Genomic DNA, 7,328 nt, shown 5'->3' on the forward strand with positions numbered 1-7,328 from the left:
GCCGGCCCACCCGGACGGGCAGCCACCTCCGGCTGAGCCGGGCGGCCGGGCCGGCCGTGGGTCGGGGCGTCGGTGCCGACCGACAGCGCGGTCAGCCTGGCCAGGCTGACCGGCGCCGGCTTTCTGAGGCTGGAGCAGCCGTGGATCGGCACGCCCGGCGCCGGTCGAGGGTGCCGGGACCTGGGTGGATGGCCCTGAATGTGGGCTACCCCTGGTGGCGGGGGCATCCAGGGCCCCGCCGCAAGCCCGCGTACTCGGCGCAGGCTGACGGCCTGGTCGGCAGGGGCGCTGGTCCCGTCACCGTGAGCCCCTTGGGTTCGCGGGCCGCGGAGGGGCGGTCCCTCCGGTATCGAGTCCTGGCACGGGCGGCGCCGCCCGCCCACTTGCCCGGAGCGCTCCGGGGCGCCGCGTGCCGAAGGCCCCCTCCGGGGAGGGGGCCTTCGGGGGTGGGGTCAGACCGTTGCCGGGATCGGGGCCTCGGCCCGAGCCGGGGTGGGGGTCGAGGGGGTGATCCGGGGCTTCGGGAGGGCCGAGTACAGCGCGGCGGAGATGACGATCGCGGCGATCCAGCCCAAGCCGTACTCGCCGATGGGGTTGTTCTTCGCCAACGGGCCGGTGAACCAGTCCGACGTGGTGAAGAGGAGGCCGGAGACCAGGCCGATGGCCCAGGAGGCGACCGCGGCGGGGGAGAAGCCGGCGCGGTACCAGTAGGCGCTGGTGGGGGTGGTGTCGGCGAGGGCGCGGGGGTCGTACTCCTTGCGGCGGAGCATGTCCGCGCCGAAGACGCCGGTCCAGGCGGAGAAGGCGACCGCGAGCATGGAGAGGAAGGCGATGAAGGAGCCCATGAAGCTGGACGCCACCAGCATCAGCACACCACCCAGCGCCAGCGAGATCACCGCGTTGACGGAGACCGCCCAGTGGCGCGGAATCCGGAAGCCGAGGGTCTGCGCGGTGAAGCCGGCCGAGTACATCGACATCGAGTTGATCAGCAGCATGCCGACCACCGCGATCAGCAGATACGGCACGGCGATCCACAGCGGCAGGATCGTGCCGAGGAAGGACACCGGGTCGGAGGCCGAGGCCAGATCCGGCGTAGCCACCGCCATCACCGCGCCCATCAGCACCAGCGGCAGCACGACGATGCCCGCCCCGCCGACGGTCTGCCCGACGATCGCCCGCGAGGAAGCCGTACGCGGCAGATAGCGGGTGAAGTCCGGCGCGGACGGAATCCAGCTCACCCCGCCCGCGGCGATCATGCCGACCGCGGTGATCAGCGAAGCCGTCGACCCCGCGCCGCCGTGCATGACGCGCGACCAGTCGGTGTGCACGGCCAGGTACGCCAGCACCAGCACCGAGAAGACGCCGAAGAGATACGTCGCGTACTTGCTGCACTTCTGCACCGCGTTGATGCCGAGCCCCGAGATCACGAACGTGGCGATCACGAAGAGCAGCAGCGTGACCATGTCCAGCACGCCGTTGGCCTTGATGCCCAGCGCGAGGTCCAGGATGGTGAGCAGCGCGTACGCACCGGTCACCGCGTTGATCGTCTCCCAGCCCCAGCGCGCGACCCAGATCAGCGAACCGGGCAGCAGATTGCCGCGCTGGCCGAAGACCGCCCGCGACAGCGCCATGCCCGGCGCCGCGCCCCGCTTGCCGGCGATCCCGATCAGCCCGACCAGGCCGTAGGAGATGACGGGAGCGACGGCCGCGACCACGAGGGCCTGCCAGAAGTTCAGGTGGTACGCCACGACCAGGCTCGCGCCCATCGTGAGCAGCAGGACGCTGATGTTGGCCCCCACCCAGGTGGGGAAGAGCCCGCGGGTGCGCGCGGTGCGTTCGTGATCGGGGACCGGCTCGATGCCACGGGTTTCCAGCGCGCCCTCGCGCGCGGCCGTCTTGCTCATGGAGGGGGAGTGTCCTAGCGGTGGGGGACGAGGACGACGGGCTCGACGCGCGGAGCGGAGCCAGGAGTCAGCGTAGTTTAATCCGACTCCACTACTGCTGTGGCATTTGTCTCCTGGAGGAAATGCCGGGAGCGTGGAAGCCCTTTCGCCGGATACCCCATGGCCGATACTGGTCGGGTTATGGAAACCATCATCCTTGCTGTAGTCATCGCCGTGGTCGTGCTCGGCGCACTCGGCGGGCTCCTCATCACCAGCAGGCTCAAGAAGCCGCTGCCGCCGCCCCCGCCGTCGAAGCCCGACCTGACCGCGCCCCCGGCCGAACCGCACGTCGGTGACGAGGCCGAGACCCCGCGCGACGAAGAACGCCGGACCATCGAGGAGGTGGACCTGCCGGGCGGCGGCGCCCCCGCCACCGTCGAGGAGCCCCCCGCCGCCGAGAAGGCTCCCGAGATCGAGATCCCGGAGCCCAGCGCCGGACGTCTGATCCGGCTGCGTGCCCGCCTCTCCCGCTCCCAGAACGCCCTCGGCAAGGGCCTGCTCACGCTGCTCTCGCGCGAGCACCTGGACGACGACACCTGGGAGGAGATCGAGGACACCCTCCTCACCGCCGACGTCGGCGTCCAGCCCACCCAGGAACTGGTCGAGCGGCTGCGCGAGCGCGTCAAGGTGCTCGGCACCCGTACGCCCGAGGAACTGCGCGGCCTGCTCCGCGAGGAGCTGCTCAACCTTGTCGGCACCGACATGGACCGCGAGGTCAGGACCGAGCCGGAGAGCCGCAAGCCCGGCATCGTGATGGTCGTCGGGGTCAACGGCACCGGCAAGACCACCACCACCGGCAAGCTCGCCCGCGTCCTGGTCGCCGACGGCCGCAGCGTCGTCCTCGGCGCCGCCGACACCTTCCGCGCCGCCGCCGCCGACCAGCTCCAGACCTGGGGCGAGCGCGTCGGCGCCTACACCGTGCGCGGTCCGGAGGCCGGTGACCCCGCCTCCGTCGCCTTCGACGCGGTGAAGGAGGGCAAGGAGATGGGCGTCGACGTGGTGCTCATCGACACCGCCGGCCGTCTGCACACCAAGACCGGTCTCATGGACGAGCTGGGCAAGGTCAAGCGCGTCGTGGAGAAGCACGCCCCGCTGGACGAGGTGCTGCTCGTGCTCGACGCCACCACCGGCCAGAACGGCCTGGTGCAGGCCCGCGTCTTCTCCGAGGTCGTGGACATCACCGGCATCGTGCTCACCAAGCTCGACGGCACCGCCAAGGGCGGCATCGTCATCGCCGTGCAGAACGAGCTGGGCGTCCCGGTAAAGCTCATCGGTCTCGGTGAGGGCCCCGACGACCTGGCGCCGTTCGACCCGGAGGCCTTCGTCGACGCGCTCCTCGGTGACTGACCCCCGTCACCCCGCCCGCGACCACGCCGAAGCGCCCGCCCCCAGCAGAACCGGGGGACGGGCGCTTCGCCGTACGGGGAGTCCGCCGCGCTACGCCGGTGCGGCCGAGCGGTGCGCCACATAGGCCAGCGTGCCCAGCAGCAGCCGGGCCGCCGGAGGGCGTGTCGCCCCGTCCAGCACCGGCGGCCGGAGCCAGCGCACCGGGCCGAGGCCGCCCCGGTCGGAGGGCGGGGCGGTGATGTGGGCACCCGGACCGAGGCCGCGCAGGTCCAGCGCCTCGGGGTCGTCCCAGCCCATGCGGTAGAGCAGGTGGGGCAGCTCGGCGGCGGTACCGGGGGCGACCAGGAAGTGCGCACGGCCCTCCGGGGTCGCGGTGACCGGACCGAGGGGCAGCCCCATCCGCTCCAGCCGCACCAGCGCACGGCGCCCCGCGGCCTCCGCCACCTCGATCACGTCGAACGCCCCGCCCACCGGCAGCATCACCGAGGCGCCCGGCACCTCGGCCCACACCCGGCTCGCCTCGTCCAGTGTGGCCCCGGCCGGCAGCCGGGGCGCGAAGTCCAGCGGATGCGCGCCCGGCTCCGGGCAGTCGGCACGCCCGCAGGAGCAGGCGCCGTTCGAGGCACGTGCCCCCGGCACCACGTCCCAGCCCCACAGGCCGGTGAACTCGGCGGCCGTGGTGCATTCCGGCGTGCGGCCGCGCCGACGCGTGCCGGAGCGGATCTCCCGGATGCCGCCGATCGTGAAGCCCATGCCCCCTCCAACGGGTACAGCGCGCCGGTGGTTACGAAACGGAGCGAGAGGGATGCGGAACGTGACTCCTCGACTCCCGCATTCCCTCACCTCTACCGGGACAAGGCGGCGCATCGCGGCACGAACGGTGGTGAACGGGGCTTCGCGCGCCCCCACGCGCTTCCCTCCGCCCACTGTCGAACGTCCGGTGTCAAGTGAAGCGCGCGGTGGTCATCGTGAGTTCATTCGAAGGGGTGGCGAATGGTGGCGTTTCAGGGATCGCCGTGGCTGGAAGGGTGATCGTGGGATTACTGTGAGTGTGCGAGTCCCAGGGGCACATGCACTCATGGGTATGCCGGAGGCAAGTCGTCAGCTCGTTCGAAGGGTGAGAACCACCGGACGGGCGGCCCGGTCCACCGGCATTCTGATAGGGCTTGGCGCATCCGGCGACAGGTGGATTCAGGGAATGGGGGCGTTCCAGTGGGCGGCAACGGCGGTGGCGGGACGAACGCTGACAAGCGCCCCAACGACCTGCTCGGCTCGTGGTTCGTGCGCAGCGGCTGGTCCAAGGGGGAGCTGGCCCGCCAGGTGAACCGCCGGGCCCGGCAGCTCGGCGCCAACCACATCTCCACCGACACCTCGCGGGTCCGCCGCTGGCTGGACGGCGAGAACCCACGCGAACCGATCCCGCGCATCCTCTCCGAGCTGTTCTCCGAGCGCTTCGGCTGCGTCGTCTCCGTCGAGGACCTCGGGCTGCGCGTCGCCCGCCAGTCGCCCTCCGCGTCCGGCGTCGACCTGCCCTGGACCGGCCCGCAGACCGTCGCGCTGCTCAGTGAGTTCTCCCGCAGCGACCTGATGCTCGCCCGGCGCGGCTTCCTCGGCACCTCCCTCGGCCTCTCGGCGGGCCCCGCGCTCATCGAGCCCATGCAGCGCTGGCTGGTCCCCACCCCCTCCTCGCCGGCCCCGCCCGAGCCCGACCCGCTGCACGAATCCCGCAGGCCCGGCCGGCTCTCCCGCCCCGAGCTGGAGCTGCTGGAGTCCACCACCAAGATGTTCCGCCAGTGGGACGCCCAGTGCGGCGGCGGCCTGCGCCGCAAGGCGGTCGTCGGACAGCTGCACGAGGTCACCGACCTCCTCCAGGAGCCCCAGCCCGAGACCACCACCCGCAAGCTGTTCAAGGTCGCCGCCGAACTCGCCGAACTCGCCGGCTGGATGTCGTACGACGTGGGACTCCAGCCCACCGCGCAGAAGTACTTCGTGCTCGCCCTGCACGCGGCCAAGGAGGCCGGGGACAAGCCGCTCGGCTCGTACGTGCTCTCCAGCATGAGCCGCCAGATGATCCACCTCGGCCGCCCCGACGACGCCCTCGAACTCATCCATCTCGCCCAGTACGGCAGCCGGGACTGCGCCAGTCCCCGCACCCAGTCCATGCTGTATGCGATGGAGGCCCGCGCCTACGCCAACATGGGCCAGCCCGGTAAGTGCAAGCGGGCCGTCCGCATGGCCGAGGACACCTTCGCCGACGCCGACGACTGGGACGAGCCGGACCCCGACTGGATCAGGTTCTTCTCCGAGGCCGAACTGCACGGCGAGAACTCGCACTCCTTCCGCGATCTCGCCTACGTCGCCGGCCGCAGCCCCACCTACGCCTCGCTCGCCCAGCCGCTGATGGAGCGCGCCGTCGACCTGTTCGCCAAGGACGGCGAACACCAGCGGTCCTACGCGCTCAACCTGATCGGCATGGCCACCGTGCACCTCCTCCAGCGCGAGCCCGAGCGGGGCAGCGCCTACGCGTCCCAGGCCATGGAGACCGCCCGCAAGGTCCGCTCGGAGCGGGTCAACACCCGCATCCGCAAGACGGTCGGCGCGGCCGTGCGGGACTTCGGGGACCTCTCCGTCGTCGTCGACCTCACCGAACAGCTCGCCGTCGACCTCCCGGAGAGCGCAGACGCGGGCTGAGAGGCCCGTACCACCTCATGCCCCGGCCGCGGCCGGTCCTCCCGAACTGCCCGACTCGGCTCCCCCATGCCAGGTCATCGAGAGGCCGGACGCGGCCGGTTCACGTCTGCCCCCAGCCGCCTGTCGCTACGGCGAACCCAGCGCCGGTTGCGCCACGATAACGACCGGTGTGCCCGGCAACGGGCAGTTCATGGAGGCGTAACACGCCAGGTGCCTTCGTCACCCCCGCGAAACAGCCGGGGGCCCCGGTCGAAACCGCGCTGCGTCAGTCTCTGGCGCATAACCGGCCTACCCCTCACTTGACCGGACCGCTCAGGCACCGCCCGCACGGGGCCGTACAACCGATGAGGAGATGCCGATGGCAGCAGCCATCACGCTTGCTGCGGAGGCACCGAAACTGTCCTCCGCGAACACAGGCTTCATGCTGATCTGTTCCGCCCTGGTGCTGCTCATGACACCGGGCTTGGCCTTCTTCTACGGAGGCATGGTCCGCGTCAAGAGCACCCTCAACATGCTGATGATGAGCTTCATCAGCATCGGCATCGTCACGCTCCTCTGGGTGATCTACGGCTTCTCCCTGGCCTTCGGCTCCGGCTCCGCCTTCATCGGATGGAACGCCGACTGGCTCGGACTGAGCAACATCGGGCTGACGGAACTCTGGCCGGGCTACACCATCCCGGTGTTCGTCTTCATGGTCTTCCAGATGATGTTCGCCATCATCACCCCCGCCCTGATCAGCGGAGCCCTCGCCGACCGGGTCAAGTTCTCGGCCTGGGCCCTGTTCGTCGCCCTGTGGGCCACGGTCGTCTACATCCCGGTCGCCCACTGGGTCTGGGCCTCCGACGGCTGGGCCTTCAAGCTCGGCGTGATCGACTTCGCGGGCGGCACCGCCGTCCACATCAACGCCGGTGCCGCCGCCCTCGGCGTCATCCTGGTCATCGGCAAGCGCGTCGGCTTCAAGAAGGACCCGATGCGCCCGCACAGCCTGCCCCTGGTCATGCTCGGCGCCGGACTGCTGTGGTTCGGCTGGTTCGGCTTCAACGCCGGCTCCTGGCTGGGCAACGACGACGGCGTGGGCGCCCTGATGTTCGTCAACACCCAGGTCGCCACCGCCGCCGCCATGCTGGCCTGGCTCGCCTACGAGAAGATCCGGCACGGCGCCTGCACCACGCTCGGCGCCGCCTCCGGCGCCGTCGCCGGACTCGTCGCCATCACCCCGTCCGGCGGTGCCGTCTCCCCGCTCGGCGCGATCGCCGTCGGCGTCATCGCCGGAGTCGCCTGCGCCGCCGCCGTCGGGCTGAAGTTCAGGTTCGGCTACGACGACTCCCTCGACGTCGTCGGCGTCCA

Annotated in this window: 5 protein-coding genes; 3 read left to right on the forward strand and 2 right to left on the reverse strand. The window is 71.1% G+C overall.

Features of this window, described 5'->3' with window-relative positions:
* Positions 1–452: 452 nt before the first annotated feature.
* Complete coding sequence (locus GT030_RS26505) at positions 453–1,904, reverse strand: cytosine permease (protein WP_161203269.1); 1,452 nt, start codon at positions 1,902–1,904, stop codon at positions 453–455.
* Positions 1,905–2,084: 180 nt separating this feature from the next.
* Between GT030_RS26505 and ftsY the strand changes: the two genes are divergently transcribed.
* Positions 2,085–3,290, forward strand: coding sequence for a signal recognition particle-docking protein FtsY (gene ftsY, locus GT030_RS26510; RefSeq protein ID WP_161203270.1), 1,206 nt, complete (start codon positions 2,085–2,087; stop codon positions 3,288–3,290).
* A 90-nt stretch (positions 3,291–3,380) separates the two neighbouring features.
* Here ftsY and GT030_RS26515 read toward each other — a convergent pair whose 3' ends face one another.
* Positions 3,381–4,043, reverse strand: a complete 663-nt coding sequence (locus GT030_RS26515) for a bifunctional DNA primase/polymerase (RefSeq protein ID WP_161203271.1) — start codon at positions 4,041–4,043, stop codon at positions 3,381–3,383.
* Positions 4,044–4,502: 459 nt separating this feature from the next.
* Between GT030_RS26515 and GT030_RS26520 the strand changes: the two genes are divergently transcribed.
* Positions 4,503–5,981 carry a hypothetical protein gene (locus GT030_RS26520; protein ID WP_161203272.1) on the forward strand — a complete coding sequence of 493 codons (1,479 nt, stop codon included), beginning with the start codon at positions 4,503–4,505 and terminating at the stop codon, positions 5,979–5,981.
* Between the two features lie 358 nt (positions 5,982–6,339).
* A partial coding sequence (locus GT030_RS26525; protein ID WP_161203273.1) for an ammonium transporter occupies positions 6,340–7,328 on the forward strand: 989 nt, incomplete at its 3' end.

Source organism: Streptomyces sp. SID1328, assembly GCF_009865595.1.
Lineage (GTDB): Bacteria > Actinomycetota > Actinomycetes > Streptomycetales > Streptomycetaceae > Streptomyces > Streptomyces griseoluteus.

Excerpts from the sequence above, each read along its gene's own strand:
- GT030_RS26505 (WP_161203269.1), bottom strand. The coding sequence starts at position 1,904 with ATGAGCAAGACGGCCGCGCGCGAGGGCGCGCTGGAAACCCGTGGCATC.
- ftsY (WP_161203270.1), top strand. The coding sequence starts at position 2,085 with ATGGAAACCATCATCCTTGCTGTAGTCATCGCCGTGGTCGTGCTCGGC.
- GT030_RS26515 (WP_161203271.1), bottom strand. The coding sequence starts at position 4,043 with ATGGGCTTCACGATCGGCGGCATCCGGGAGATCCGCTCCGGCACGCGT.